The sequence below is a fragment of the Aeromonas sp. 600479 genome (assembly GCF_049175515.1).
GTDB lineage: Bacteria > Pseudomonadota > Gammaproteobacteria > Enterobacterales > Aeromonadaceae > Aeromonas > Aeromonas veronii_A.
Map to the genome: position 1 here is coordinate 1 of NZ_JAAKVF010000024.1, position 22,625 is coordinate 22,625.

General features: G+C 55.6%; 37 protein-coding genes. 3 read left to right on the forward strand and 34 right to left on the reverse strand.

Annotation, left to right across the window (positions count from 1 at the left end; all coding sequences use genetic code 11):
• Positions 1-135 precede the first annotated feature (135 nt).
• From rplQ to rpsJ, 28 genes are all read right to left on the reverse strand, one after another.
• Positions 136-519, reverse strand: coding sequence for a 50S ribosomal protein L17 (rplQ, locus tag G5149_RS19240; RefSeq protein ID WP_005307999.1), 384 nt, complete (start codon positions 517-519; stop codon positions 136-138).
• Between the two features lie 43 nt (positions 520-562).
• A complete protein-coding gene (locus G5149_RS19245; RefSeq protein WP_005307997.1) occupies positions 563-1,552 on the reverse strand; it encodes a DNA-directed RNA polymerase subunit alpha in 990 nt (329 codons plus the stop codon).
• Positions 1,553-1,577: 25 nt separating this feature from the next.
• Positions 1,578-2,198 carry a 30S ribosomal protein S4 gene (gene rpsD, locus G5149_RS19250; protein WP_005342696.1) on the reverse strand — a complete coding sequence of 207 codons (621 nt, stop codon included), beginning with the start codon at positions 2,196-2,198 and terminating at the stop codon, positions 1,578-1,580.
• Between the two features lie 40 nt (positions 2,199-2,238).
• Positions 2,239-2,628: a 30S ribosomal protein S11 gene (gene rpsK, locus G5149_RS19255; RefSeq protein ID WP_005307993.1), complete on the reverse strand. Its 390-nt coding sequence runs from the start codon at positions 2,626-2,628 to the stop codon at positions 2,239-2,241.
• 14 nt (positions 2,629-2,642) lie between these two features.
• Positions 2,643-2,999 (reverse strand): 30S ribosomal protein S13, encoded by a 357-nt coding sequence (gene rpsM, locus G5149_RS19260; protein WP_005307991.1) that lies wholly within the window; start codon positions 2,997-2,999, stop codon positions 2,643-2,645.
• Between the two features lie 139 nt (positions 3,000-3,138).
• The gene (gene rpmJ / locus G5149_RS19265; protein ID WP_005319705.1) at positions 3,139-3,252 is read right to left on the reverse strand and encodes a 50S ribosomal protein L36; all 114 of its coding nucleotides are present in this window, start codon (positions 3,250-3,252) and stop codon (positions 3,139-3,141) included.
• Positions 3,253-3,279: 27 nt separating this feature from the next.
• Positions 3,280-4,608, reverse strand: a complete 1,329-nt coding sequence (gene secY / locus G5149_RS19270; RefSeq protein ID WP_005307989.1) for a preprotein translocase subunit SecY — start codon at positions 4,606-4,608, stop codon at positions 3,280-3,282.
• Positions 4,609-4,616: 8 nt separating this feature from the next.
• Positions 4,617-5,054 (reverse strand): 50S ribosomal protein L15, encoded by a 438-nt coding sequence (gene rplO / locus G5149_RS19275; RefSeq protein WP_005342691.1) that lies wholly within the window; start codon positions 5,052-5,054, stop codon positions 4,617-4,619.
• 2 nt (positions 5,055-5,056) lie between these two features.
• Positions 5,057-5,236, reverse strand: coding sequence for a 50S ribosomal protein L30 (gene rpmD, locus G5149_RS19280; protein ID WP_005307985.1), 180 nt, complete (start codon positions 5,234-5,236; stop codon positions 5,057-5,059).
• Between the two features lie 6 nt (positions 5,237-5,242).
• Positions 5,243-5,743: a 30S ribosomal protein S5 gene (gene rpsE, locus G5149_RS19285; RefSeq protein ID WP_005342686.1), complete on the reverse strand. Its 501-nt coding sequence runs from the start codon at positions 5,741-5,743 to the stop codon at positions 5,243-5,245.
• A 14-nt stretch (positions 5,744-5,757) separates the two neighbouring features.
• On the reverse strand, positions 5,758-6,111 hold the full coding sequence (gene rplR, locus G5149_RS19290) for a 50S ribosomal protein L18 (RefSeq protein ID WP_005340606.1): 354 nt from the start codon (positions 6,109-6,111) through the stop codon (positions 5,758-5,760).
• Between the two features lie 9 nt (positions 6,112-6,120).
• On the reverse strand, positions 6,121-6,654 hold the full coding sequence (rplF, locus tag G5149_RS19295; RefSeq protein WP_005307981.1) for a 50S ribosomal protein L6: 534 nt from the start codon (positions 6,652-6,654) through the stop codon (positions 6,121-6,123).
• Positions 6,655-6,667: 13 nt separating this feature from the next.
• Positions 6,668-7,060: a 30S ribosomal protein S8 gene (gene rpsH / locus G5149_RS19300; protein ID WP_005307980.1), complete on the reverse strand. Its 393-nt coding sequence runs from the start codon at positions 7,058-7,060 to the stop codon at positions 6,668-6,670.
• A gap of 21 nt (positions 7,061-7,081) precedes the next feature.
• Positions 7,082-7,387, reverse strand: a complete 306-nt coding sequence (gene rpsN / locus G5149_RS19305; protein WP_005340609.1) for a 30S ribosomal protein S14 — start codon at positions 7,385-7,387, stop codon at positions 7,082-7,084.
• 10 nt (positions 7,388-7,397) lie between these two features.
• A complete protein-coding gene (gene rplE, locus G5149_RS19310; protein ID WP_005331162.1) occupies positions 7,398-7,937 on the reverse strand; it encodes a 50S ribosomal protein L5 in 540 nt (179 codons plus the stop codon).
• Positions 7,938-7,950: 13 nt separating this feature from the next.
• Positions 7,951-8,268, reverse strand: coding sequence for a 50S ribosomal protein L24 (rplX, locus tag G5149_RS19315; protein ID WP_005307977.1), 318 nt, complete (start codon positions 8,266-8,268; stop codon positions 7,951-7,953).
• Positions 8,269-8,279: 11 nt separating this feature from the next.
• On the reverse strand, positions 8,280-8,648 hold the full coding sequence (gene rplN, locus G5149_RS19320) for a 50S ribosomal protein L14 (RefSeq protein WP_005307975.1): 369 nt from the start codon (positions 8,646-8,648) through the stop codon (positions 8,280-8,282).
• 147 nt (positions 8,649-8,795) lie between these two features.
• The gene (gene rpsQ, locus G5149_RS19325; RefSeq protein ID WP_005307966.1) at positions 8,796-9,044 is read right to left on the reverse strand and encodes a 30S ribosomal protein S17; all 249 of its coding nucleotides are present in this window, start codon (positions 9,042-9,044) and stop codon (positions 8,796-8,798) included.
• Positions 9,044-9,235, reverse strand: a complete 192-nt coding sequence (rpmC, locus tag G5149_RS19330) for a 50S ribosomal protein L29 (RefSeq protein ID WP_005307965.1) — start codon at positions 9,233-9,235, stop codon at positions 9,044-9,046. The genes rpsQ and rpmC overlap by 1 nt, the downstream gene beginning before the upstream one ends.
• A complete protein-coding gene (gene rplP, locus G5149_RS19335) occupies positions 9,235-9,648 on the reverse strand; it encodes a 50S ribosomal protein L16 (protein WP_005340612.1) in 414 nt (137 codons plus the stop codon). The genes rpmC and rplP overlap by 1 nt, the downstream gene beginning before the upstream one ends.
• A 13-nt stretch (positions 9,649-9,661) precedes the next feature.
• The gene (rpsC, locus tag G5149_RS19340; RefSeq protein WP_005307962.1) at positions 9,662-10,375 is read right to left on the reverse strand and encodes a 30S ribosomal protein S3; all 714 of its coding nucleotides are present in this window, start codon (positions 10,373-10,375) and stop codon (positions 9,662-9,664) included.
• A gap of 3 nt (positions 10,376-10,378) precedes the next feature.
• Positions 10,379-10,723 carry a 50S ribosomal protein L22 gene (gene rplV / locus G5149_RS19345; protein WP_005319741.1) on the reverse strand — a complete coding sequence of 115 codons (345 nt, stop codon included), beginning with the start codon at positions 10,721-10,723 and terminating at the stop codon, positions 10,379-10,381.
• A gap of 10 nt (positions 10,724-10,733) precedes the next feature.
• Complete coding sequence (rpsS, locus tag G5149_RS19350; protein WP_005307960.1) at positions 10,734-11,012, reverse strand: 30S ribosomal protein S19; 279 nt, start codon at positions 11,010-11,012, stop codon at positions 10,734-10,736.
• 22 nt (positions 11,013-11,034) lie between these two features.
• Positions 11,035-11,856, reverse strand: a complete 822-nt coding sequence (gene rplB / locus G5149_RS19355) for a 50S ribosomal protein L2 (RefSeq protein WP_005342685.1) — start codon at positions 11,854-11,856, stop codon at positions 11,035-11,037.
• Positions 11,857-11,871: 15 nt separating this feature from the next.
• A complete protein-coding gene (gene rplW / locus G5149_RS19360; RefSeq protein WP_005307955.1) occupies positions 11,872-12,174 on the reverse strand; it encodes a 50S ribosomal protein L23 in 303 nt (100 codons plus the stop codon).
• Entirely contained in the window at positions 12,171-12,776 is a 606-nt protein-coding gene (gene rplD, locus G5149_RS19365; protein WP_005340616.1) for a 50S ribosomal protein L4, read from the reverse strand. The genes rplW and rplD overlap by 4 nt, the downstream gene beginning before the upstream one ends.
• A gap of 17 nt (positions 12,777-12,793) precedes the next feature.
• On the reverse strand, positions 12,794-13,426 hold the full coding sequence (gene rplC / locus G5149_RS19370; protein ID WP_005340620.1) for a 50S ribosomal protein L3: 633 nt from the start codon (positions 13,424-13,426) through the stop codon (positions 12,794-12,796).
• 22 nt (positions 13,427-13,448) lie between these two features.
• Positions 13,449-13,760 (reverse strand): 30S ribosomal protein S10, encoded by a 312-nt coding sequence (gene rpsJ, locus G5149_RS19375; protein WP_005307944.1) that lies wholly within the window; start codon positions 13,758-13,760, stop codon positions 13,449-13,451.
• A gap of 356 nt (positions 13,761-14,116) precedes the next feature.
• On the opposite strand from rpsJ, the gene G5149_RS19380 reads away from it, so the two are divergent.
• Positions 14,117-15,031 (forward strand): DMT family transporter, encoded by a 915-nt coding sequence (locus G5149_RS19380; RefSeq protein WP_199415583.1) that lies wholly within the window; start codon positions 14,117-14,119, stop codon positions 15,029-15,031.
• Positions 15,032-15,068: 37 nt separating this feature from the next.
• Here the strand turns inward: G5149_RS19380 and envZ are convergent, their stop codons facing one another.
• Both envZ and ompR read right to left on the reverse strand, forming a co-directional pair.
• Complete coding sequence (gene envZ, locus G5149_RS19385; RefSeq protein WP_199415582.1) at positions 15,069-16,379, reverse strand: two-component system sensor histidine kinase EnvZ; 1,311 nt, start codon at positions 16,377-16,379, stop codon at positions 15,069-15,071.
• Positions 16,376-17,098: a two-component system response regulator OmpR gene (ompR, locus tag G5149_RS19390; RefSeq protein WP_005340625.1), complete on the reverse strand. Its 723-nt coding sequence runs from the start codon at positions 17,096-17,098 to the stop codon at positions 16,376-16,378. The genes envZ and ompR overlap by 4 nt, the downstream gene beginning before the upstream one ends.
• Positions 17,099-17,345: 247 nt before the next feature.
• On the opposite strand from ompR, the gene greB reads away from it, so the two are divergent.
• On the forward strand, positions 17,346-17,819 hold the full coding sequence (gene greB / locus G5149_RS19395) for a transcription elongation factor GreB (protein ID WP_421213401.1): 474 nt from the start codon (positions 17,346-17,348) through the stop codon (positions 17,817-17,819).
• A gap of 203 nt (positions 17,820-18,022) precedes the next feature.
• A complete protein-coding gene (locus tag G5149_RS19400; RefSeq protein WP_421213403.1) occupies positions 18,023-20,332 on the forward strand; it encodes a Tex family protein in 2,310 nt (769 codons plus the stop codon).
• A gap of 70 nt (positions 20,333-20,402) precedes the next feature.
• Here G5149_RS19400 and G5149_RS19405 read toward each other — a convergent pair whose 3' ends face one another.
• The 4 genes from G5149_RS19405 to bioH form a co-directional block, all read right to left on the reverse strand.
• Complete coding sequence (locus tag G5149_RS19405) at positions 20,403-20,681, reverse strand: hypothetical protein (protein ID WP_005340630.1); 279 nt, start codon at positions 20,679-20,681, stop codon at positions 20,403-20,405.
• An 85-nt stretch (positions 20,682-20,766) separates the two neighbouring features.
• Positions 20,767-21,534, reverse strand: coding sequence for a putative metalloprotease CJM1_0395 family protein (locus G5149_RS19410; protein ID WP_421213404.1), 768 nt, complete (start codon positions 21,532-21,534; stop codon positions 20,767-20,769).
• A gap of 1 nt (position 21,535) precedes the next feature.
• Positions 21,536-21,769 (reverse strand): flagellar basal body rod C-terminal domain-containing protein, encoded by a 234-nt coding sequence (locus tag G5149_RS19415; protein WP_005340632.1) that lies wholly within the window; start codon positions 21,767-21,769, stop codon positions 21,536-21,538.
• Between the two features lie 71 nt (positions 21,770-21,840).
• Positions 21,841-22,605, reverse strand: coding sequence for a pimeloyl-ACP methyl ester esterase BioH (gene bioH / locus G5149_RS19420; protein ID WP_421213406.1), 765 nt, complete (start codon positions 22,603-22,605; stop codon positions 21,841-21,843).
• Positions 22,606-22,625: the final 20 nt, after the last annotated feature.

Genomic DNA, 22,625 nt, shown 5'->3' on the forward strand with positions numbered 1-22,625 from the left:
GCAGTTGAGGCAGTTGAGGCAGTTGAGGCAGTTGAGGCAGTTGAGGCAGTTGAGGCAGTTGAGGCAGTTGAGGCAGTTGAGGCAGTATCAAAATCTCTTAAAAGAAAAGCCGGGACAAGCCCGGCTTTTTCTTTATCACTCAGCAGCTGCTTCAGCAGCGGCCGGGCGGTCTACCAGCTCAATATAAGCCATAGGGGCGTTGTCGCCAGCACGGAAACCGCATTTCAGAATGCGAGTATAACCGCCGGCGCGCTCCAGGTAGCGCGGGCCCAGTTCATTGAACAGCTTAGCCACGATCGCGTTATCGCGAGTGCGGGCAAATGCCAGACGACGATTAGCAACGCTATCAGTCTTGGCAAGGGTGATCAGCGGTTCAACTACACGACGCAGCTCTTTTGCCTTAGGCAGAGTCGTCTTGATGATCTCATGACGAACCAGGGAGCTGGCCATGTTGCGGAACATAGCCTGACGATGGCTGCTGTTCCGGTTCAGTTGACGACCACTCAAACGATGGCGCATGACCTTATCCTTCTAACTAAATCTGTGAAACCCGTAATCTGGATTACTCGTCAGCGATGCTGGCGGGCGGCCAGTTCTCAAGGCGCATGCCAAGAGACAGACCACGGGAGGCCAACACGTCCTTGATCTCAGTCAGGGACTTCTTACCGAGGTTAGGAGTTTTAAGCAACTCAACTTCGGTACGCTGTACCAGATCACCAATATAGTGGATAGCTTCTGCCTTCAGACAGTTCGCAGAACGAACTGTCAGCTCCAAATCATCGACAGGACGCAGCAGAATCGGATCAAACTCGGGTTTCTCTTCTTTCTTCTCGGGCACGCTGACATCGCGCAGATCCACGAAGGCTTCCAGTTGCTCAGCCAAGATAGTGGCAGAACGACGGATGGCTTCTTCAGGATCCAGAGTACCATTGGTCTCCATGTCGATAACCAGCTTGTCCAAGTCGGTACGCTGTTCCACACGTGCTGCCTCAACATTGTAGGCAATACGAACGATGGGGCTGAACGCAGAGTCCAGCAGCAGGCGACCAATAGGACGCTCTTCATCATCGTTGTGAACACGAGCAGAAGCAGGCACATAACCACGACCGCGCTGAACTTTCAGGCGCATGCTGATTTCAGCATTGGCACCAGTCAGGTGGCAGATTACGTGCTCCGGGTTTACGATCTCGACTTCATCACCGTGAGTGATATCACCTGCGGTAACGGGGCCTGTTCCAGACTTGGTCAGGGACAGAGTTACCTCGTCCTTGCCTTCCAGCTTCACAGCGATACCTTTCAGGTTGAGCAGGATTTCAAGAATGTCTTCCTGTACACCTTCTTTGCTGCTGTACTCATGCAGTACACCGTCAATTTCGACTTCAGTAACTGCACAACCGGGCATAGAAGACAGCAAAATACGACGCAGGGCGTTACCCAGCGTGTGACCAAAGCCACGCTCAAGTGGCTCAAGAGTCACTTTCGCATGAGTCGGGCTAACTTGCTCGATGTCAACTAGCCGCGGTTTAAGAAAATCTGTTACAGAACCCAGCATTGTGTCCTCTCTTTAGAAGCTAGCTTTACTTGGAGTAAAGCTCGACGATCAGCTGTTCGTTAATGTCGGCAGACAGGTCGGAACGCTCCGGCAGGCGCTTGAAGGCACCTTCCATTTTAGCGGCATCAACCTCTACCCAAGTCGGCTTCTCGCGCTGACCAGCAACCTCAAGGGCAGCTTTGATACGCGCTTGCTTCTTAGCCTTCTCACGAACGCAGATCACGTCCTCAGGGGAAACCTGGAAAGAAGGAATGTTCACAACGCGGCCGTTTACCATGATGGCCTTATGGCTCACCAGCTGACGAGATTCAGCGCGGGTAGCACCGAAGCCCATGCGGTATACGACGTTGTCCAGACGACCTTCCAGCAGCTGCAACAGGTTTTCACCGGTGTTACCCTTTTGACGGGCAGCGTCGCGGTAGTAGTTGCGGAACTGTTTTTCCAATACGCCGTAAATACGACGAACTTTTTGTTTCTCGCGCAGTTGTACACCGTAGTCGGACAGGCGGGGCTTACGAGCGCCGTGCTGACCAGGAGCGGTGTCAATCTTGCACTTAGAATCAATCGCGCGAACACCAGACTTCAGGAAGAGGTCTGTGCCCTCACGACGGCTAAGCTTAAGCTTAGGACCGATATATCTTGCCATCTTCTTTCTCCAACAATCCTAGACCAAGTAGCTACCAGCGTTACACGCGGCGCTTCTTGGGAGGACGACAACCGTTGTGCGGGATCGGAGTCACATCAGTAATGTTAGTGATGCGGAAACCAGCCGCGTTCAGGGCGCGGATGGAAGACTCACGACCGGGACCCGGACCTTTGACCATGACTTCCAGGTTCTTGACGCCATATTCTTTGGCCATCTCACCAGCGCGTTCAGCAGCTACCTGAGCAGCGAACGGGGTGGACTTACGAGAACCACGGAAACCGGAACCACCAGAAGTAGCCCAAGACAGAGCGTTGCCCTGACGGTCAGTAATGGTCACGATTGTGTTGTTGAAAGATGCATGAACGTGCGCAATACCGTCGCTCACTTGCTTTTTAACGCGCTTGCGAGCACGAGTCGGAGTTTTAGCCATTTTCTACCTTCCCGTTACTTCTTGATAGCCTTGCGCGGACCCTTACGGGTACGAGCGTTGGTCTTGGTACGTTGACCACGAACAGGCAGGCTACGACGGTGACGCAAACCACGGTAGCAACCCAGATCCATCAAACGCTTGATGTTCATGGAAATCTGACGACGCAGGTCACCTTCAACGGTGAATTTACCTACTTGTTCACGCAGACTCTCGATCTGAGCTTCGTCCAGGTCTTTAATTTTCACATTCTCAGCGATACCGGCTGCGGCACAGATGGCCTTGGAGCGGGTACGACCGACGCCATAAATAGCAGTCAAAGCGATGACTGCATGCTTATGGTCAGGAATGTTAATGCCAGCGATACGGGCCACTATTCACTCCTACATATAGTAGATTACGACCACCACAAAGCCCGTGAGCGGATACGTGGCGGTCAACCAATACACAACAAAAGTTGGCTGGCTATAGTAGCCAGCACAACTATTTGTTGCAAGTACTAACCGTAAAAAATTAGCCTTGGCGCTGTTTATGCTTTGGCTCGCTGCAAATCACACGCACCACACCGTGACGCTTGATGATTTTGCAGTTACGGCAGATTGCCTTAACGGAAGCACGAACTTTCATTGCTTAACTCCGTAACTACGCCGACCTTTAGCGGCCGTAGCCCTTCAGGTTGGCCTTCCTCAGGACGTCACCATATTGATGAGACATCATATGGGTTTGTACCTGAGCCATGAAGTCCATGATAACCACCACAATAATCAGCAGCGAAGTGCCACCGAAGTAGAACTGTACGTTCCAAGCAGTCATCAGGAACTGGGGTACCAGACAGATAAAGGTTATATAGAGCGCACCTGCCAATGTCAGGCGAGTCATAACCTTATCGATATAACGTGCTGTCTGCTCGCCCGGGCGGATCCCCGGGATAAAGGCTCCACTCTTCTTCAGGTTATCTGCTGTCTCGCGGGGGTTGAACACCAGCGCGGTATAGAAGAAACAGAAAAAGATAATGGCTGCTGCATACAGCATCTCGTAAAGCGGCTGACCCGGCTGCAGGACCATAGAGACCTGTTGCAGGATATCAGCGACTTTACCCTCACCCTGACCAAACCAGGAGGTAATGGTCCCCGGGAAGAGGATGATACTGGATGCGAAAATCGCAGGAATCACACCAGCCATATTCACTTTCAACGGCAGGTGTGTGCTTTGCGCAGCAAATACCTGGCGGCCTTGTTGACGCTTGGCATAGTTAACGACGATACGACGCTGACCACGCTCCACGAACACCACAAAGTAAGTCACTGCGAAAACAATCAAGCCCAGCAACAACAACAGCAGGATGTGCAATTCCCCTTGACGTGCCTGTTCGGCCGTAGCGCCAATGGCATGCGGCAGACCAGCAACGATACCTGTGAAAATAATCAACGAGATACCATTACCAATCCCACGCTCGGTAATCTGCTCACCCAACCACATCAAGAACATGGTACCGGTGACCAGACTCACAACCGCTGTGAAATAGAAGCCCAAACCCGGATGAGTCACGAGTCCTTGCATCATATTCGGCAGACCGGTTGCAATACCAATGGCCTGGAAAGTTCCCAAAACCAGCGTGCCCCAACGGGTATATTGGCTAATCTTGCGACGGCCGGATTCACCCTCTTTCTTGAGTTCAGCAAGAGCAGGATGAACCACTGTCAGCAGCTGGATAATGATCGACGCCGAAATGTACGGCATGATCCCCAACGCAAGAATAGAAGCACGCGATAGTGCACCACCACTGAACATGTTGAACATCTCAATGATGGTGCCCTTCTGTTGCTGGAACAACTCGGCCAGTACGGCGGCGTCAATACCAGGAATCGGCACATAAGAGCCTGCACGGAAAACGATAATCGCCCCGAGAACGAAGAGCAGACGGCTCTTTAGTTCACTCAGACCACCCTGTGCTTTAACATCCAATCCTGGTTTCTTAGCCATTGTACTGATTATTCCTCGATTTTACCGCCAGCGGCCTCGATGGCTGCACGTGCACCTTTGGTGACGGACAGACCACGAACGGTCACAGCACGGTCAATGTTGCCAGACAGAACAACTTTAGCGAACACGATGTTCTTGGTCAGAACGCCGGCTTGCTTCAGAGTGCTCACGTCGACTACATCACCTTCTACCAGGGCGATTTCGTTCAGGCGCACTTCGGCAGATACCAAAGATTTGCGAGAGAAGAAACCGAACTTCGGCAGACGGATTTTCAAAGGCATCTGGCCGCCTTCGAAACCGTTGCGGACTTTACCGCCACCGGAACGAGAGGTTTGACCTTTAACACCACGACCACCGGTCTTGCCCAGACCAGAACCGATACCACGGCCCGGACGGTGCTTAACGCGCTTGGAACCAGCGGCCGGAGACAGAGTATTCAGACGCATGCTTAGCCCTCCACCTTAACCATGTAATAAACCTGGTTGATCATACCACGTACGCAAGGAGTATCTTCCAGCTCAACGGTGTGACCAATGCGACGCAGACCCAGACCACGCAGAGTCGCCTTGTGCTTTGGCAGACGGCCGATAGAGCTGCGAGTTTGAGTTACTTTTACAGTGTTAGCCATGTCGCATTACCCCAGAATTTCTTCAACGCGCAGACCACGCTTGGCAGCGATCTGTTCCGGTGACTGACCGTGAACCAGAGCGTCTACAGTTGCGCGAACAACGTTGATTGGGTTGGTGGAACCGTAGGTCTTAGCCAGCACGTTGTGGATACCAGCAACTTCCAGAACGGCACGCATGGCGCCGCCTGCGATGATACCAGTACCTTGAGAGGCCGGCTTCATGAACACGGTGGAACCGGAGTGAACACCTTTCACCGGGTGGTGCAGGGTGCCGTTGTTCAGTTCAACCTTGTTCAGGTTACGCTTGGCCTGTTCCATTGCTTTTTGAATAGCAGCCGGAACTTCACGGGCTTTACCGTAACCGTAACCTACACGGCCGTTACCATCACCCACCACGGTCAACGCGGTGAAGGACATGATACGACCACCTTTAACAGTTTTCGAAACACGGTTTACTGCAATGAGCTTTTCTTGCAGTTCGCCGGCTTGAGATTCGACTTTAGCCATCTTCGACTCCTAGCTTAGAACTGAAGACCAGCGTCACGTGCGGCAGCTGCCAGGGCAGCGATGCGACCGTGATACTTGAAACCGGAACGATCGAAAGATACGTTCTGAACGCCTTTGGCAATAGCACGCTCAGCGATAGCTTTACCTACAGCGGTAGCCGCATCTGCGTTACCGGTGTATTTCAGAGCTTCACTGATGGCTTTCTCTACTGTGGAAGCAGAGGCCAGAACTTCGGAACCGTTGGCTGCAATAACCTGCGCATAGATATGACGCGGGGTACGGTGAACAACCAGACGGGTAGCTCCCAGTTCCTGCATCTTTTTCCGAGCACGAGTAGCACGACGGAGACGAGCTGCTTTCTTGTCCATAGTGTTACCTTACTTCTTCTTAGCTTCTTTAGTACGCACTTGCTCGTTGGCATAGCGTACACCCTTGCCCTTGTAGGGCTCCGGAGCGCGGTAAGCACGGATATCGGCGGCGACTTGGCCAACCAGCTGCTTGTCGACACCACGCAGAACGATTTCTGTGGCAGTCGGGCACTCAGCGGTCACACCAGCCGGCAGCGCATGCTCTACCGGGTGAGAGAAGCCCAGAGCCAGCGCAACAGCATTGCCCTTGATGGAGGCTTTATAACCTACACCAACCAGCTGCAGCTTGCGCTCGAAGCCTTGGGTAACACCGATTACCATGTTGTTGACCAATGCACGGGCAGTACCGGCCTGAGCGTCAGCACCAGCGATGCCGTCGCGCGGGGCGAACTTCAGTACATTGTCTTCTTTGGTCACTTCTACACCGGCGTGAATAGAGCGAACCAGGGAACCTTTACCACCTTTGATAGACAGTTCCTGGCCGTTCAGAGTCACCTCTACGCCAGCAGGAATAGTGACGGGTGCCTTAGCAACACGAGACATTTCCTACCTCCTATTAAGCGACGTAGCAGATGATCTCACCGCCCATGCTTGCTTTACGGGCAGCACGGTCAGTCATCACACCTTTAGACGTGGACACGATAGCAACACCGAGACCGCCCATAACTTTCGGCAGATCAGTAGTGCGCTTGTAAATACGCAGGCCGGGACGGCTCACGCGTTGGATCAGTTCTACAACTGGCTTGCCCTGGAAATATTTCAGTTCAATTTCCAGTTCCGGCTTCACGTCACCAGCTACGGAGTAGCCAGCGATGTAACCTTCTTCTTTCAGCACTTTGGCGATAGCCACTTTCAGCTTGGAAGAAGGCATGGAAACCGCAACTTTGCTCGCCGCCTGACCGTTACGGATGCGGGTCAGCATATCCGCGATCGGATCTTGCATGCTCATAAGTCTAACTCCCGAGATTCGTTACCAAGAAGCCTTCTTCAGGCCCGGAATTTCGCCCTTCATGGCATGCTCACGCACCTTGATGCGAGACAGGCCAAACTTGCGCAGGAAACCGTGCGGACGACCAGTAATATTGCAACGGTTACGCTGGCGGGACGGACTGGAATCACGGGGCAGCTGTTGCAGTTGCAGTACAGCATCCCAACGCGCTTCTTCAGAAGCGTTCATGTCAACGATGATAGCTTTCAGCTCGGCACGCTTGGTCGCGTACTTGGCTACCAGCTTGGCACGCTTTGCTTCGCGCGCTTTCATGGATGTTTTAGCCATAACCCTAACCTTACTTGCGGAATGGGAAGTTAAAGGCAGCCAGCAGAGCACGGCCTTCTTCATCGGTATTCGCGGAAGTGGTGATGGTGATATCCAGACCACGGACGCGATCGACTTTGTCATAGTCGATTTCCGGGAAGATGATCTGCTCACGCACGCCCATGGAGTAGTTACCACGACCGTCGAACGCTTTAGCGTTCAGGCCACGGAAGTCACGGATACGCGGTACGGAGATGCAGATCAGCCGTTCCAGGAACTCCCACATACGCTCGCCACGCAGGGTTACTTTACAACCTATCGGGTAGCCTTCACGAATCTTGAAGCCCGCAACAGATTTGCGAGCTTTGGTGATCAGCGGCTTCTGACCGGAAATGGCAGCCATATCGGCAGCAGCATTTTCCAGCAACTTCTTGTCAGAGATCGCTTCACCAACACCCATGTTCAGGGTGATTTTCTCGATCCGAGGGACTTGCATGATAGTCTTGTAACCGAACTGCTTTGACAGTTCATTTACTACATCGGATTTGTAGTAATCATGCAGTTTCGCCATCGTTAAACTCCAATTACTTCACAAGTTCGCCGGTGGATTTGAAGAAACGAACTTTTTTGCCGTCTTCAATCCGGAAACCAACGCGGTCAGCTTTGCCAGTGGCAGAGTTGAACAGCGCTACGTTTGATACATCGATGGGGGCTTCTTTGGTGACGATACCGCCAGCCTGACCCAGTGCGGGTACCGGCTTCTGGTGTTTCTTCACCTGATTGATGCCTTCCACGATTACCTTACCTTTAGCAATCAGAACCTGAGTGACTTTGCCACGCTTGCCCTTGTCTTTGCCGGTAAGAACAATCACTTCGTCTTCGCGACGGATTTTAGCTGCCATCGTTCGACTCCTTACAGTACTTCGGGTGCCAGGGACACAATCTTCATGAACTTCTCATTACGCAGTTCACGGGTCACCGGGCCAAAAATACGAGTACCGATTGGCTGTTGGTTGTTGTTAAGCAACACAGCCGCATTGTTGTCGAAACGGATGACAGAGCCGTCCGGACGACGAACGCCTTTACGGGTGCGTACGACCACCGCGTTATACACATCACCTTTCTTCACTTTACCGCGAGGAATGGCTTCCTTGATGGAAACCTTGATGATGTCGCCGATGCCGGCGTAACGGCGGTGCGAGCCACCCAGAACCTTAATACACATTACACTGCGAGCGCCGGAGTTGTCGGCAACACCCAGCATACTTTGCATCTGGATCATCTTAGTGCTCCGCTTTGTTTACTTCTTATCCCTAATGGGATCTGGCTGCCTTCAAAAGGCGCGAAACTATAACACAGGATTTTCAGAAAAGGTAGCCTAAAAAACAAACGGCCCCTGAAAGGGGCCGCTTGGACTACAAAGTACCGATTAGGCCTTTTCTACAACGGCAACCAGGGTCCAGGACTTGGTCTTGGACAGCGGGCGGCATTCGCGGATTTCCACGAGGTCGCCAGCTTTGCATTCGTTGTTTTCGTCATGCACGTGCAGCTTGGTAGTGCGCTTGATGATCTTACCGTAGATCGGGTGCTTTACCTTGCGCTCGATAGCAACAGTGATGGACTTGTCCATCTTGTCGCTGATTACACGACCTTGCAGAGTACGGATCTTGTCAGTCATTACGCACCTGCCTTCTCAGTCAGTACAGTCTTGATACGTGCGACGTCACGACGCACTTGTTTCAGAGTGTGAGTCTGAGCCAGCTGGCCGGTGGACGCTTGCATGCGCATGTTGAATTGCTCACGCAGCAGGCCCAGCAGCTCCTGGTTCAGTTCTTCGACGCTCTTTTGACGCAGATCTTGGGCTTTCATCACATCACCGTCTTAATTACGAAAGTGGTCTGAACAGACAGCTTAGCTGCGGCCAGGGCAAACGCTTCACGCGCCAGAGCCTCAGGTACACCGTCCATCTCGTACAGAACCTTGCCAGGCTGGATCGGGCAAACCCAGTATTCCACGTTACCCTTACCTTTACCCATACGAACTTCGAGGGGTTTTTCGGTGATGGGCTTGTCCGGGAACACACGGATCCAGATCTTACCTTGACGCTTAACGTGACGGGTCATGGCACGACGGGCTGCTTCGATTTGACGAGCAGTCAGTTGACCACGGGATGTCGCCTTCAGGCCAAAGGTACCGAAGGATACTTCGTTACCAGAGGTGGCCAGACCGCGGTTACGACCCTTGTGGGTCTTGCGGAATTTAGTACGCTTAGGTTGCAACATTTACCGAATCTCCTTACTTAGCAGCGCGGCGCTTGTTGTCACGCTTGGGCTTTGCAGGAGCTTGCTCTTGAGCAGCGGCAGCGTTAACAGCAGCCAGACCGCCCAGAACTTCGCCCTTGAAGATCCAAACTTTAACGCCGATCACACCGTAAGTGGTGTGGGCTTCAGAAGTTGCGTAGTCGATGTCGGCACGCAGGGTGTGCAACGGCACACGACCTTCACGGTACCATTCGGTACGCGCGATTTCAGCGCCGCCCAGACGACCGGAAACTTCCACTTTGATGCCCTTGGCACCCAGGCGCATTGCGTTCTGTACGGCGCGCTTCATAGCACGACGGAACATTACACGACGCTCCAGCTGGGAAGTGATGCTGTCGGCAACAAGTTTGCCATCCAGCTCCGGCTTGCGGACTTCGGAAATGTTGATCTGAGCAGGCACGCCAGCAATAGTGGCTACAGCTTTGCGCAGCTTCTCAACGTCTTCGCCTTTCTTACCGATTACAACACCCGGACGAGCGGTGTGAATGGTCACACGGATGCTCTTGGCCGGACGCTCAATGGTGATCTTGGACAAGGACGCGTTTTTCAGTTCCTTGGTCAGGAACTGGCGTACTTGAAAATCGCTGTACAGGTTGTCAGCGAAGTCTTTGGTGTTCGCGAACCAGGTAGAATTCCAAGGCTTGGTAATACCCAGGCGAATGCCATTAGGATGTACTTTCTGACCCATTGCTTATCTCCCAGCCTTAGCGTCGGATACCACTACAGTGATGTGAGCGGTACGCTTGAGGATACGATCCGCACGACCTTTGGCACGCGGACGGATGCGCTTCATGGAGGGACCTTCGTCGACCATGATAGTAGCAACACGCAGCGCGTCGATATCGGCGCCTTCGTTGTGCTCAGCGTTTGCAATGGCAGATTCCAGCACTTTCTTCACCAGAACAGCAGCCTTTTTCGGGCTGAAGGTCAGGATGTTCAGAGCCTTGTCTACGGACAGACCACGTACTTGATCGGCTACCAGACGAGCTTTCTGGGCAGAAGTACGGGCATAACGGTGTTTAGCGATAGCTTCCATCATTTATCCCTTAGCGCTTCTTAGCCTTCTTATCAGCAGCATGGCCGCGATAAGTACGAGTCGGTGCGAATTCACCCAGTTTGTGACCGATCATTTCTTCGGTAACGAAAACCGGAACGTGCTGACGACCATTATGGACAGCGATGGTCAAACCGATCATGTTCGGGATGATCATTGAACGACGGGACCAGGTTTTAACCGGCTTTTTATCCCCGCTTTCCACCGCTTTCTCTACCTTCTTCAGCAAGTGCAGGTCAATAAATGGACCCTTCTTGAGAGAACGTGGCATGGTGATTCCTCTATGTTAACAATTACTTGTTACGACGACGTACGATGTACTTGTCGGTACGCTTGTTCTTACGGGTCTTGAAGCCTTTAGCCTTCTGGCCCCATGGGGACACAGGCTGCATGCCCTTGTTACGACCCTCACCACCACCGTGCGGGTGATCAACCGGGTTCATCGCCATACCGCGAACGGTCGGACGAATACCACGCCAGCGGTTTGCACCGGCTTTACCCAGTTGACGCAACATGTGCTCGGAGTTACCGACTTCACCGATGGTAGCGCGGCACTCGGCCAGAACTTTACGTACTTCGCCGGAACGCAGACGCAGAGTTACATAGTTACCTTCACGAGCCAGGATCTGGATGAAAGTACCAGCGGAACGAGCCAGCTGGGCACCTTTACCAGGCTTCATCTCTACAGCGTGAACGGTAGAACCAACCGGGATGTTGCGCATCGGCAGGGCGTTACCTACCTTGATGGCTGCATCAGCACCAGAAGCGATCGCATCACCAGCTTTCAGGCCTTTCGGAGCTAGGATGTAACGACGCTCACCGTCTGCATACACCACCAGAGCGATGTTAGCGGTACGGTTCGGATCGTATTCCAGACGCTCTACTTTAGCCGGAATACCGTCTTTGTCGCGCTTGAAGTCGACGATACGGTAGTGCTGCTTGTGACCACCACCGATATGACGGGTAGTGATGCGGCCGTTGTTGTTACGACCACCGGACTTGCTTTTGCTGTCCAGCAGAGCGGCGAAGGGCTTGCCCTTGTACAGCTCTTGATTGACGATCTTGACGACGTGGCGGCGGCCCGGAGAAGTAGGCTTGCACTTAACGATTGCCATTTTTGAGAACTCCTCTTACTCGGCTGCGCCCATGAAGTCGATGTCCTGACCAGCTTTCAGGGTCACATAGGCCTTTTTCCAATCGGAACGACGGCCTACGCGTGCACCTGCGCGCTTGGTCTTACCCTTCATGTTCAGGGTACGGACGGTCTCAACTTCGACCTCGAACAGTTTCGCAACTGCAGCTTTGACTTCCGCCTTGGTGGCATCAACAGCAACTTTGAACACGATAGTGTTCTGCTTTTCTGCGACCATGGTGCTCTTTTCAGAGATGTGCGGAGCCTTCAGAACTTTCAGCAGACGCTCTTCACGGATCATGCCAGCATCTCCTCGATTTGCTTAACTGCGTCAGCAGTCATCAGAACCTTGTCGAAAGCGATCAGGCTGACCGGGTCGATACCGGCAACGTCACGCACGTCAACTTTGTACAGGTTGCGAGCAGCCAGGAACAGGTTCTCATCGACTTCAGCAGTCACGATCAGAACGTCAGTCAGTTCCATTTCTTTCAGCTTGGCGATCAGTTCTTTGGTCTTCGGAGCTTCGATGCCGAACTTCTCAACAACGATCAGGCGCTCTTGACGTACCAGCTCGGACAGAATGCTACGGATAGCGCCGCGGTACATCTTCTTGTTTACTTTCTGGCTGTGATCTTGCGGCTTAGCAGCAAAAGTCACACCACCGGAACGCCAAATGGGCGAACGGATGGAGCCAGCACGGGCACGACCAGTACCCTTCTGACGCCACGGCTTTTTGCCGCCACCAGACACTTCAGAGCGAGTCAGCTGCGCACGAGTACCCTGACGGGCACCAGCGGCATAAGCAACGACAACCTGGTGAACCAGAGCTTCGTTGAATTCGCGCCCGAAGGTAGTCTCGGAAACTTCAAGAGCGCTCTTGGCGTCTTTCATTACCAATTCCATTACTATCTCCTCAGACGTTACGCTTTGACGGCAGGTTTAACGATCACGTTGCCGTTGGTTGCACCCGGTACTGCACCTTTGATGAGCAGCAGGTTGCGTTCAGCGTCAACACGAACCAGTTCCAGGTTCTGAGTCGTTACACGCTCAGCACCCATGTGACCAGCCATCTTTTTGCCCTTGAATACACGACCCGGAGTCTGGTTCTGACCGATAGAACCCGGAACGCGGTGAGACAAGGAGTTACCGTGGGTCATATCCTGGGTGCGGAAGTTGTGGCGCTTAACAGTACCAGCAAAGCCCTTACCTTTGGATGTGCCGGTAACGTCTACCAGCTTAACGTCAGCGAGAAGATCTACTTTCAGCTCGCTACCAACAGTGAAAGTTTCACCGTTGTTCAGGCGGAATTCCCACAGACCGCGACCGGCTTCTACACCAGCTTTGGCGAAGTGGCCAGCTTCCGGCTTGGTTACACGGCTGGCTTTCTTGGCGCCAGTGGTAACCTGAATAGCGTTGTAGCCGTCGGTTTCTACAGATTTGACCTGAGTTACACGGTTAGCTTCAACTTCGATAACAGTCACCGGGATAGAAACGCCATCTTCAGTGAAGATGCGAGTCATACCCACTTTGCGACCTACAAGACCGATTGTCATTGTTATCAACCTCTTTCCGTAATTAACCCAGGCTGATCTGGACGTCTACACCAGCTGCCAGATCCAGACGCATCAGGGCGTCTACGGTCTTGTCAGTCGGCTCAACGATGTCTACCAGACGCTTGTGAGTGCGGATCTCGTACTGATCACGCGCATCTTTGTTGACGTGCGGGGAGATCAGGACGGTGAAGCGCTCTTTGCGAGTCGGCAGCGGAATAGGACCGCGAACCTGCGCGCCAGTGCGCTTTGCAGTTTCAACGATTTCCGCAGTGGATTGATCAATCAGGCGATGATCAAAAGCCTTCAGGCGGATACGGATTCTTTGGTTCTGCATTGACAGAGCTCCAATAGATAAAAGAACATAAATCAACACCGCCCGACCGAGATTTCTCCCGCCAGAGGTGCGATTTTTCACGTTTCCTCCCATATCGGGAGGACTGTATGGCTGGTCTCTGCAAGCAGTAAACTCAGCAACAGACATGTCGTCTGGCTTACCTCACGGGTAAGCGGAGGGGATTATACGGATTTTTCAAATTTGCGCAAGGGAGAGCGAACAGATTATGCGCAGTTTTATGTAACAGATGGATCTCGCCTGCGGCAACGCACTCTGCTACCAACACCCAGGTAACGACAATGTTACAAGCAGACTGGTAGACTGTGCGCTTGCCTCCGTCAGTGGAACGACATCCCATGCTCAAAGATCAAAAGAAAGCCTATCAGTATGGCCTTTGCGCCGTTGCCCTCTGGTCGACGGTCGCCACAGCCTTCAAGATCTCCCTCGCCTATTTCGAACCCGTGCAACTGTTGCTTGTGGCCGCCTTCACCTCAACTCTCACGCTGACAGCCGTCGTCGCCAAACAGGGCAAACTGCCGCTGCTGGGGAGCTACATCAAGGCCCGCCCTTTCTACTACTTGACTCTGGGTGTGCTGAACCCCTTTCTCTATTACCTGTTGCTGTTCAAGGCCTATGACCTGCTGCCTGCCCAGCAGGCACAGACCCTCAACTACACCTGGGCCATTACCCTCAGTCTGCTGGCCGTCCCCTTCCTCGGCCAGAAGCTGCGTCGGCGTGATGGCGTCGCCATCGTGCTGGGGTATTTTGGCGCACTGGTGATCGCCACCAGAGGGGATGTATTCGGCCTCCAGTTCGACAGTTCCCTCGGCGTGACGCTGGCGCTGGTCTCGACCCTCATCTGGGCAAGCTACTGGATCCTCAACACCCGCAATCAGGGGGATCCCATTGTCAGCCTGTTGCTCGGCTTTATGATCAGCCTGCCTTTTATCGTCGTTGCAACCTGGTTGCTCTCCGATTTTGCCATGACCGCCTGGCAGGGATGGGCTGGAGCCATCTATGTGGGACTGTTCGAAATGGGCTTCGGTTTCGTGCTCTGGCTGATGGCGCTGCGCCATGCCACCAACACGGCCCCCATCAGCAACCTCATCTTTATCTCGCCGTTTGCCTCACTGGTGCTGCTCTACCTGTTGATCGGCGAAGCCATCCATCCGGCCACCCCCATCGGGTTGGCGCTCATCGTTGCCGCCCTGCTGATCCAGCAGCTCAAGTACGGCAAACGCTATCGTGCATCAGCCGAGACAAAGAGCTGACCATGCAGAAGGGCGTATCCACGGATACGCCCTTCTCTCAATCCATCCACTCCTGTGGCTGATGTTTTGGCAGCCGCATCTCGACCAGCAAGCCGCCGAGCTCCGAGCTCCCCAACCGGATAGTACCGTGGTGCTGGGCGACAATTTTGGCCACAATTGCCAACCCCAAGCCACTGCCACCGACAGTGCGGGCGATATTCCCCTGAGTAAATGGCTTCAGTACCCGGGAGTAGTCCTGCTCGGGGATGCCGGGGCCATCATCGGAGAGGCGCAGGCGCACCCAGTGCCCATCGTCCTTCAATTCGGCATGCAACCTGCTCGCCCCATAGCGTAGCGAGTTGCTTGAGAGGTTGTTCAGCACCCGTCGGATGCTGACCGGATTGCAGGCCACCCTCACTGCCTCTTGTGGCAGCGCCAGATCGACTTCCAACCCCTGCTCCGAGTAGATCAGCAAGGTATCATGCACCAACTGGGTCAGATCGACAGGTACCGGAGCCTGCCCCTCATCCGGACGGATGTAGTCGATGAACTGATCGATGATGGCATTGGACTCATCAATGTCTGAGTTGATGCTCTCCTTGAGATATTCGTCACCGGAGGACATCATCTCGGTAGCCAGCCGGATGCGGGTCAGCGGAGTGCGCAGGTCGTGGGAAACCCCCGCCATCATCAGGTTACGCTCCTCGATCAGGCTCTTGATGGAGTGGGACATGTGGTTGAAGGTGCGAGTCAGACGGCGTACCTCCCGTGACCCCTGCTCCCCCAGTGCCTCCGGGAAATGCCCTCTGGCCACTGCAACCGCGCCAGCCTCGAGATCCTCGAGCGGGCGCACCAGCTGGCGGGCAAAGCGCCAGGCCGCAAACAGGGTGATCACCAACAGTACACTTAGATAGATGATGAGGGGTTCAATATCGTCATCTTCAATCTCGGTCAGCGGGATCCGTACCCAGATTTTGCTGGCCTGCGGTGGCTGGATCCAGATGATGTAGTGATCCTGGATCTCGACCCGCACCTTGGCCGGACCGCCCAGTTCACGGCTGATGTTCTCCTCCAGATAGGGGTACGGCTTGGCATCGTTGAAGCCATGCTGCACCGCCTCGCTCTGGGTGTAGATGTCGGTACCGGTCGTCACATAGACCAGTGCCTCGGCATCTTCACTCAACGCCAGTTGCTCGGTATTGACCGGAAAGATCAGCTTGACCTGATTGGCCAGCAAGTGACTGATCTGCTTGACGGTCGGCGCCAGTAGATAGTTGTAGAAGGTGACGTAGGAGACCGCTTGATAGACCACCAGGACGGCGGCCAGAAACCAGAGCATGCGGGAAAACATGCTGCCGACTTTTTTCATGCACCGTCACCATCTGGCACAAAGACATACCCCAGACCCCAGACGGTCTGCAGATAGCGAGGTTGGGCCGGGTCCTGCTCCAGCAGGCGGCGCAGGCGAGAGACCTGTACGTCGATACTGCGCTCGGTGGCGGTATATTCGCGGCCACGTGCCAGATTCATCAACTTGTCGCGGGAAAGCGGCTCGCGCGGATGGCTGACCAGCACCTTGAGCACCGCAAATTCACCGCTGGTGAGCGCCATCGGCTCACCATCCCGGCTAAGCTCACGGGTAGCCAGATTGAGTTGGAAGGCTCCGAAGTTGACCACCTTCTCTGCAGCAGAGGGAGCCCCTGGCAACTCGACAGTATGGCGGCGCAGCACAGCTCGGATCCGCGCCAGCAGTTCACGGGGATTAAATGGCTTGGGCAGATAGTCATCGGCCCCCATCTCTAGCCCGACAATGCGATCCACTTCATCACCCTTGGCTGTCAACATCAGCACCGGGATCTGGTTGCCCGCTTCCCGCAGACGGCGGCAGATGGAGAGCCCATCCTCCCCCGGCAACATCAGGTCGAGCACCATCAGGCTGAAGTTTTCACGAGTCAGCAGGCGATCGGCCTGTTCACCATTGGCCACGCCGCGCACCACGAAGCCCTGCTCGGTGAGATAGCGTTCCAACAGGGAACGTAATTTCAGGTCATCGTCCACGACCAGGACCTTGTATTGCTGCTGACTCATTGCTTTGCCTCTTATTCTTTCGCTGCCCCCAATACTAGGGGGGGATATAGCGGGAGCAAAGCACAAATATGTTACCGGTTATTACCCGTCCCGAGAGCGTGACGGCCATCAAGTCACTGCGCTGGCCAGCGACTCCCTGAATGGCGCCAGCCGAGCCATCACGATTTCCCTCGACAGCAAGAGGACAAAAGCTAATATTCCCGAGCAGTTAGCGATGAATACCCCTCTTTGACAGGTCCGCATCACCATGAAGACAAAGCTGATCACCCGCGAAGGCTACAACAAGCTGAAAGAAGAGCTCGATTTCCTCTGGCGCCAGGAGCGCCCCGAGGTCACCAGGAAGGTGGCATGGGCCGCCAGTCTGGGGGATCGCAGCGAAAATGCCGACTACCAGTACAACAAGAAGCGGTTGCGGGAGATCGACCGGCGGGTACGCTACCTGCGCAAATGCCTCGAAGAGCTGGGGATCGTCGACTATGCCCCCGCGCAGGAGGGCAAGGTCTTCTTCGGCGCCTGGGTCGAGGTGGAAAACGAAGAGGGCGAGACCAAACGCTTTCGCATCGTCGGCTATGACGAGATCTTCGAGCGCAAGGATTACATCTCCATCGACTCCCCCATGGCCCGCGCCCTGCTCAAGAAAGAGGTTGGGGATGAAGCCATCGTCTGTACGCCAGTTGGTGACGCCTGCTGGTATATCAACGAGATCAGCTATTCCAAATAATGGGACTGCTGGCGGGCTGCTTGCCACAGCCACATCCTGAGCAGCAAGTGCCAAGGCAAGATAAGTGCCTCCCCCCAGCAGCACCATCAATCTGCATGACGGTGGCCTCGGCGCAGGGTGGCATCCCGCAACACGACCCCATATAGTGCTCACACTTGGCGCCTGATGGCGCGGACTCGACCACAGAGGCCCTCAACAACATCATGATGCAAACCATAGAGAGACAGATTGCCGGTGAGCTCAATGCTCGCCCGGAGCAGGTGCAGGCCGCAGTACGCCTGCTGGATGAAGGCTCGACCGTGCCCTTTATCGCCCGTTACCGTAAAGAGGTGACCGGCGGTCTGGACGACAGCCAGCTACGTACTCTGGAGAGCCGCCTCGGCTATCTGCGTGAACTGGAAGATCGCCGTCAGGTGATCATTCGCTCCATCGAAGAGCAGGGCAAACTGACCCCCGAGCTGGCCCGCGAATTGAATGGCGCCGACAGCAAGACCCGACTGGAAGATCTCTACCTCCCCTACAAGCCCAAGCGCCGCACCAAGGGGCAGATGGCGATCGAAGCCGGGTTGGAGCCGCTGGCCAACCTGCTGCTCAACGACCCGATGCAGGATCCCGAGCAAGCGGCTGCCGCCTTCCTCAATCCCGAACAGGGCATTGCCGACAACAAGGCAGCCCTCGACGGCGCCCGCTATATCCTGATGGAGCGCTTCGCCGAGCAGGCCGACCTGCTGGAGAAGCTGCGCGACTACCTGTGGCAAAATGCCACCCTGCGCGCCCGCGTGGTGGCAGGCAAGGAGCAGGAAGGGGCCAAGTTCAAGGACTATTTCGAACACGACGAACCCCTGCACAAGGCCCCCTCCCACCGGGTACTGGCCATGCTGCGCGGCCGCAATGAGGGGATCCTCAATCTGGCGCTGGTAACCGGTGACGACGAGAGTGCCAGCCCCTGCGAAGGGATCATTGCCCACCACCTCAAGCTCAATCTGCAGAACCGCCCGGCCGACAAATGGCTGCAAGGGGTGGTGAGCTGGACCTGGAAGATCAAGTTGTCGCTTCAGATGGAGACCGAGCTGATCGGCCGTATCCGCGAGTCGGCAGAGGAGGAGGCGATCAAGGTGTTCGCCATGAACCTCAAGGATCTGCTGATGGCGGCCCCGGCCGGCATGCGCTGCACCATGGGGCTGGATCCGGGCATCCGCACCGGGGTCAAGGTGGCCGTGGTGGATGCCACCGGCAAACTGGTCGATCACGCCACCATCTATCCGTTCGAACCAAAACGCCAGATTGATCAGAGCCTCAAGACCCTGAGCGAGCTGTGCCAAAAACACAAGGTCGAGCTCATCAGCATCGGCAATGGTACCGCTTCGCGGGAGACCGACCGCCTGGTAAGCGATCTGTTCGAGCGCTACCCCGCCGCCAAGGCGCAGAAGATAGTAGTGAGCGAAGCGGGGGCATCTGTCTACTCCGCCTCCGAGCTTGCCTCCCAGGAATTCCCGGACCTCGATGTCTCGATCCGTGGAGCTGTCTCCATCGCCCGCCGCCTGCAAGACCCGCTGGCCGAGCTGGTCAAGATCGACCCCAAGAGTATCGGGGTGGGCCAGTATCAGCACGACGTCGGCCAGAGCCAGCTGGCCCGCCGGCTGGATGCGGTGGTCGAGGATTGCGTGAACGCGGTCGGTGTGGACGTGAATACCGCCTCGGTCGCCCTGCTCAACCGGGTTTCCGGCCTCTCCCAGACGTTGGCCCAGAACATCGTCGCCTACCGGGATGAGCACGGCGCATTCAAGAGCCGTCAGCAATTGCTGAAAGTGAGCCGACTCGGCCCCAAAGCCTTCGAACAGTGCGCCGGCTTCCTGCGCATTCGCGGCGGCAGCAATCCCCTCGACAGCTCAGCGGTACACCCGGAGTCCTATCCGGTGGTGGAGCGGATCCTCGCCAAGCTGGAGCAGACCGTGGAGAGCCTGCTCGGCAACAGCAGCCTGCTGCGCAGCCTGAAACCGGCCGACTATACCGATGAGCAATTCGGCGTACCTACCGTCACCGACATCATCGGCGAGCTGGACAAGCCGGGCCGCGACCCGCGCCCCGAGTTCAAAACCGCGACCTTCAAGGAAGGTGTGGAGCAGATCAGCGACCTGGTGCCAGAGATGGTACTGGAAGGGGTGGTCACCAACGTCACCAACTTCGGCGCCTTCGTCGATATCGGTGTTCATCAGGACGGTCTGGTGCACATCTCCTCCCTGACCGACCGTTTCGTCAAGGATCCCCGTGAGGTGGTCAAGGCGGGCGACATTGTGCGGGTCAAGGTGCTGGAAGTGGACGCCCCGCGCAAGCGGATTAGCCTGACCATGCGCCTCGACGAAAAGGCAGGGCAGCCCGCCCGCAAGCCGGCTGAAGCGCGCAACAGCAGTGCTGGCAACACCAAGCCAAGAAATGAGCCGCGCCAAAGCCCCCATATGGGTGGTGCCATGGGCAACGCCTTCGCGGCGGCGCTCTCCAAAGCGAAAAAGTAACGACACCTTCCAGAACACCTCTGAATGCAAAAAGCCCCGCAAGGGGCTTTTTTACACGCGAAGCTCAGGATCACTGCGCCAGGGCAGCAAGAATGCTCTCGGGCTCTCCATGCTGGGCCAGCACCTCCCGCAGTCGGTTGAATGCCTTGCAGGCCTCTTGCGGATACTTGCCGTAAGAGACGACGCCGGTGTGGCTCCAGCCAGCCGCCAGCATCACTTTCTTCTTGAAACTGGTTCCTTCAGTTCCTCCTCCTCCGAGCTGCATCAGAAATTGCTCCATCTGCAGGTGGGGGGGCGGTACACGGGAGAAGGTGGTGAAATCTTCCGCTTTGACTTCATCGAAATGCATGACAGCTCCTGTGAAATTGGAATGGGCCTGATCTTCAGGTTAGTTGCAAAACAGGCAAAGCAGCTGAAAGTTTAGCGAGGGTGATTCAGATATGCAGACTGAGGGACTGGGTAGAAGCCGGGCTGACAGCCTGTTGATAGTGGCCCGCGATGACGCTGTTGCGCTTGTCCATATAGGCGCTCAGAACACCGCCCGATTTCGCGCTCTGCTCGACCATCAGCTCTTTGCGTGCCTTGGCCTCACTCGCGGCGGCGCTGCGCGCGACGGCCAAATCCTGCGCAGAAGGCTCGGCAGGCGCCAGCGCTGCAGCGCGGATCTGCTGCATCTTGGCGATGGTAGCGGCAGGGTCACCGGGTACGACACCGGTATCGATCTGGACTTCGCCACCCGTCGCATAACGCTTGCCATCCGGCCCTTGCGTAAACTGATAGGTGGGCGAGCTGGCGTACTCTCCACCCGCAGACTGATGCGCCTGCTCGTGAGTGCGCACCTCCTTGTCACGCTCGACAAGATCCTGAACCTGCTGCTCTTGCCGCTGTTGCTGCTCCTGCTGTTTGGGATCTTGCTGCTTGCGCTGACCATCCTCACCGGTTGCCTCGACAAAGCGATTATCTGGCAGTGTCGTCGGCGCCGGTTGCCCGGTTTCACGGCTGTTCTGGGAGGTCTGATTGCTGGAGGCCTGACCGGCTTTGGATTTCTCTTTCTGGGAGCCGACTTCAGATTCGGCAACGGAAGCTTGGCCCGCTCGGGCCTGCGGGATCAGTTCTGCCCGGCGATTATCCGTCCTCGCCGCTTCCACTTGGGGTTGCAGCTGTGTCGGGATAAGGGGAGGCAGACTGACATTGATGTTCATCTCACACCCGGATGTCGATCAGGGTTCCCATCATATCGCTGGCAGTCTGCACTACCTTGGCGGAAGCGCCAGCCTGCTGCTCGGCCACCTTGAGATTGACAAGCTCATCGGTCACTTGCACCTGATCCCCGCTGGGGGTGTTGAGGCGGGCGATCTGATTGGATGCCTTGTCGGCAATCTGCTCGGCTCGCTGAAATCCCTGTACCCCGCTGTTGAAAGCAGAATCAATACGCATGGTGTTACTCCTCTGGTCACAGCTTAATTATCCGCCAGACCAGAGGATTAATGAAGCTTACCGGCTGTTTTTTAGCCAACAAAATCTCGAACGATTTCAATGAATTCGTCAGGATGGGAGATAAAAGGTGCGTGTGAGGCCTTATTGAGGGTCACACTGCGGCTGACAGGGTAGAGATCGTCCAGCAGGGGAATGGCCGCCTTGGGCACCAATGAATCCAGTCGGCCATAGATCCGCAACCAGGGCAGATCCAGCTCCCGCAGCGGTTCGCGCAGGTCAATCTCGGCCAACAGCGTCAGCCCGGCCTCGAGTGCGGCAAACTGGGGCGCCGGGCGCTCGGCCAGCCAATGGCGCAACTGACGGATATCATCCCGGGCATGTTCGCTGCCCATGGCCTGGATCGCCAGAAAGCGCTCTATGGTCTGGCGAAAATCCCCCGCCAGCATCTGGTTGAAGCCGGTCAGTACCTTGGGGGCGATCCCCGGCCACTCATCACGGGCCATGAAGCAGGGGGAGCTGGCCACGGTGATCAGGGAGTGCAACCGATCGGGATACGTCAGCGCCAACTGGCTTGCCACCAGACCGCCGAGCGACCAGCCAAGCAGATGGCACTTCTGTGGCAAGATGGCGGCCACCTGCTCGGCAAGCCAGGTCAGGCTGTAATCCACCTGGTCTGCCAGCGGGCTGTTGCCAAAACCGGGCAAATCCACCAGATGAACCCTGTAGTGGAGCGCCAATTGCTGGGCAATGCCATGCCAGACCGCGCCGTTCATCCCCCAACCGTGCAACAGCACCAGATCGGGCCCCTGGCCAAACTGCTCTACCGATATGCTCATCTAGACTCAAGATCCCTGTT

What these genes read in the sequence shown, in the direction of transcription:
- rplQ (WP_005307999.1), bottom strand. Translation starts at nt 519, where the DNA reads ATGCGCCATCGTTTGAGTGGTCGTCAACTGAACCGGAACAGCAGCCAT.
- G5149_RS19245 (WP_005307997.1), bottom strand. Translation starts at nt 1,552, where the DNA reads ATGCTGGGTTCTGTAACAGATTTTCTTAAACCGCGGCTAGTTGACATC.
- rpsD (WP_005342696.1), bottom strand. Translation starts at nt 2,198, where the DNA reads ATGGCAAGATATATCGGTCCTAAGCTTAAGCTTAGCCGTCGTGAGGGC.
- rpsK (WP_005307993.1), bottom strand. Translation starts at nt 2,628, where the DNA reads ATGGCTAAAACTCCGACTCGTGCTCGCAAGCGCGTTAAAAAGCAAGTG.
- rpmJ (WP_005319705.1), bottom strand. Translation starts at nt 3,252, where the DNA reads ATGAAAGTTCGTGCTTCCGTTAAGGCAATCTGCCGTAACTGCAAAATC.
- secY (WP_005307989.1), bottom strand. Translation starts at nt 4,608, where the DNA reads ATGGCTAAGAAACCAGGATTGGATGTTAAAGCACAGGGTGGTCTGAGT.
- rplO (WP_005342691.1), bottom strand. Translation starts at nt 5,054, where the DNA reads ATGCGTCTGAATACTCTGTCTCCGGCCGCTGGTTCCAAGCGCGTTAAG.
- rpmD (WP_005307985.1), bottom strand. Translation starts at nt 5,236, where the DNA reads ATGGCTAACACTGTAAAAGTAACTCAAACTCGCAGCTCTATCGGCCGT.
- rpsE (WP_005342686.1), bottom strand. Translation starts at nt 5,743, where the DNA reads ATGGCTAAAGTCGAATCTCAAGCCGGCGAACTGCAAGAAAAGCTCATT.
- rplR (WP_005340606.1), bottom strand. Translation starts at nt 6,111, where the DNA reads ATGGACAAGAAAGCAGCTCGTCTCCGTCGTGCTACTCGTGCTCGGAAA.
- rplF (WP_005307981.1), bottom strand. Translation starts at nt 6,654, where the DNA reads ATGTCTCGTGTTGCTAAGGCACCCGTCACTATTCCTGCTGGCGTAGAG.
- rpsH (WP_005307980.1), bottom strand. Translation starts at nt 7,060, where the DNA reads ATGAGCATGCAAGATCCGATCGCGGATATGCTGACCCGCATCCGTAAC.
- rpsN (WP_005340609.1), bottom strand. Translation starts at nt 7,387, where the DNA reads ATGGCTAAAACATCCATGAAAGCGCGCGAAGCAAAGCGTGCCAAGCTG.
- rplE (WP_005331162.1), bottom strand. Translation starts at nt 7,937, where the DNA reads ATGGCGAAACTGCATGATTACTACAAATCCGATGTAGTAAATGAACTG.
- rplX (WP_005307977.1), bottom strand. Translation starts at nt 8,268, where the DNA reads ATGGCAGCTAAAATCCGTCGCGAAGACGAAGTGATTGTTCTTACCGGC.
- rplN (WP_005307975.1), bottom strand. Translation starts at nt 8,648, where the DNA reads ATGATCCAGATGCAAAGTATGCTGGGTGTTGCCGACAACTCCGGCGCT.
- rpsQ (WP_005307966.1), bottom strand. Translation starts at nt 9,044, where the DNA reads ATGACTGACAAGATCCGTACTCTGCAAGGTCGTGTAATCAGCGACAAG.
- rpmC (WP_005307965.1), bottom strand. Translation starts at nt 9,235, where the DNA reads ATGAAAGCCCAAGATCTGCGTCAAAAGAGCGTCGAAGAACTGAACCAG.
- rplP (WP_005340612.1), bottom strand. Translation starts at nt 9,648, where the DNA reads ATGTTGCAACCTAAGCGTACTAAATTCCGCAAGACCCACAAGGGTCGT.
- rpsC (WP_005307962.1), bottom strand. Translation starts at nt 10,375, where the DNA reads ATGGGTCAGAAAGTACATCCTAATGGCATTCGCCTGGGTATTACCAAG.
- rplV (WP_005319741.1), bottom strand. Translation starts at nt 10,723, where the DNA reads ATGGAAGCTATCGCTAAACACCGTTATGCCCGTACTTCTGCCCAGAAA.
- rpsS (WP_005307960.1), bottom strand. Translation starts at nt 11,012, where the DNA reads ATGCCACGTTCTCTCAAGAAGGGTCCATTTATTGACCTGCACTTGCTG.
- rplB (WP_005342685.1), bottom strand. Translation starts at nt 11,856, where the DNA reads ATGGCAATCGTTAAGTGCAAGCCTACTTCTCCGGGCCGCCGCCACGTC.
- rplW (WP_005307955.1), bottom strand. Translation starts at nt 12,174, where the DNA reads ATGATCCGTGAAGAGCGTCTGCTGAAAGTTCTGAAGGCTCCGCACATC.
- rplD (WP_005340616.1), bottom strand. Translation starts at nt 12,776, where the DNA reads ATGGAATTGGTAATGAAAGACGCCAAGAGCGCTCTTGAAGTTTCCGAG.
- rplC (WP_005340620.1), bottom strand. Translation starts at nt 13,426, where the DNA reads ATGACAATCGGTCTTGTAGGTCGCAAAGTGGGTATGACTCGCATCTTC.
- rpsJ (WP_005307944.1), bottom strand. Translation starts at nt 13,760, where the DNA reads ATGCAGAACCAAAGAATCCGTATCCGCCTGAAGGCTTTTGATCATCGC.
- G5149_RS19380 (WP_199415583.1), top strand. Translation starts at nt 14,117, where the DNA reads ATGCTCAAAGATCAAAAGAAAGCCTATCAGTATGGCCTTTGCGCCGTT.
- envZ (WP_199415582.1), bottom strand. Translation starts at nt 16,379, where the DNA reads ATGAAAAAAGTCGGCAGCATGTTTTCCCGCATGCTCTGGTTTCTGGCC.
- ompR (WP_005340625.1), bottom strand. Translation starts at nt 17,098, where the DNA reads ATGAGTCAGCAGCAATACAAGGTCCTGGTCGTGGACGATGACCTGAAA.
- greB (WP_421213401.1), top strand. Translation starts at nt 17,346, where the DNA reads ATGAAGACAAAGCTGATCACCCGCGAAGGCTACAACAAGCTGAAAGAA.
- G5149_RS19400 (WP_421213403.1), top strand. Translation starts at nt 18,023, where the DNA reads ATGATGCAAACCATAGAGAGACAGATTGCCGGTGAGCTCAATGCTCGC.
- G5149_RS19405 (WP_005340630.1), bottom strand. Translation starts at nt 20,681, where the DNA reads ATGCATTTCGATGAAGTCAAAGCGGAAGATTTCACCACCTTCTCCCGT.
- G5149_RS19410 (WP_421213404.1), bottom strand. Translation starts at nt 21,534, where the DNA reads ATGAACATCAATGTCAGTCTGCCTCCCCTTATCCCGACACAGCTGCAA.
- G5149_RS19415 (WP_005340632.1), bottom strand. Translation starts at nt 21,769, where the DNA reads ATGCGTATTGATTCTGCTTTCAACAGCGGGGTACAGGGATTTCAGCGA.
- bioH (WP_421213406.1), bottom strand. Translation starts at nt 22,605, where the DNA reads ATGAGCATATCGGTAGAGCAGTTTGGCCAGGGGCCCGATCTGGTGCTG.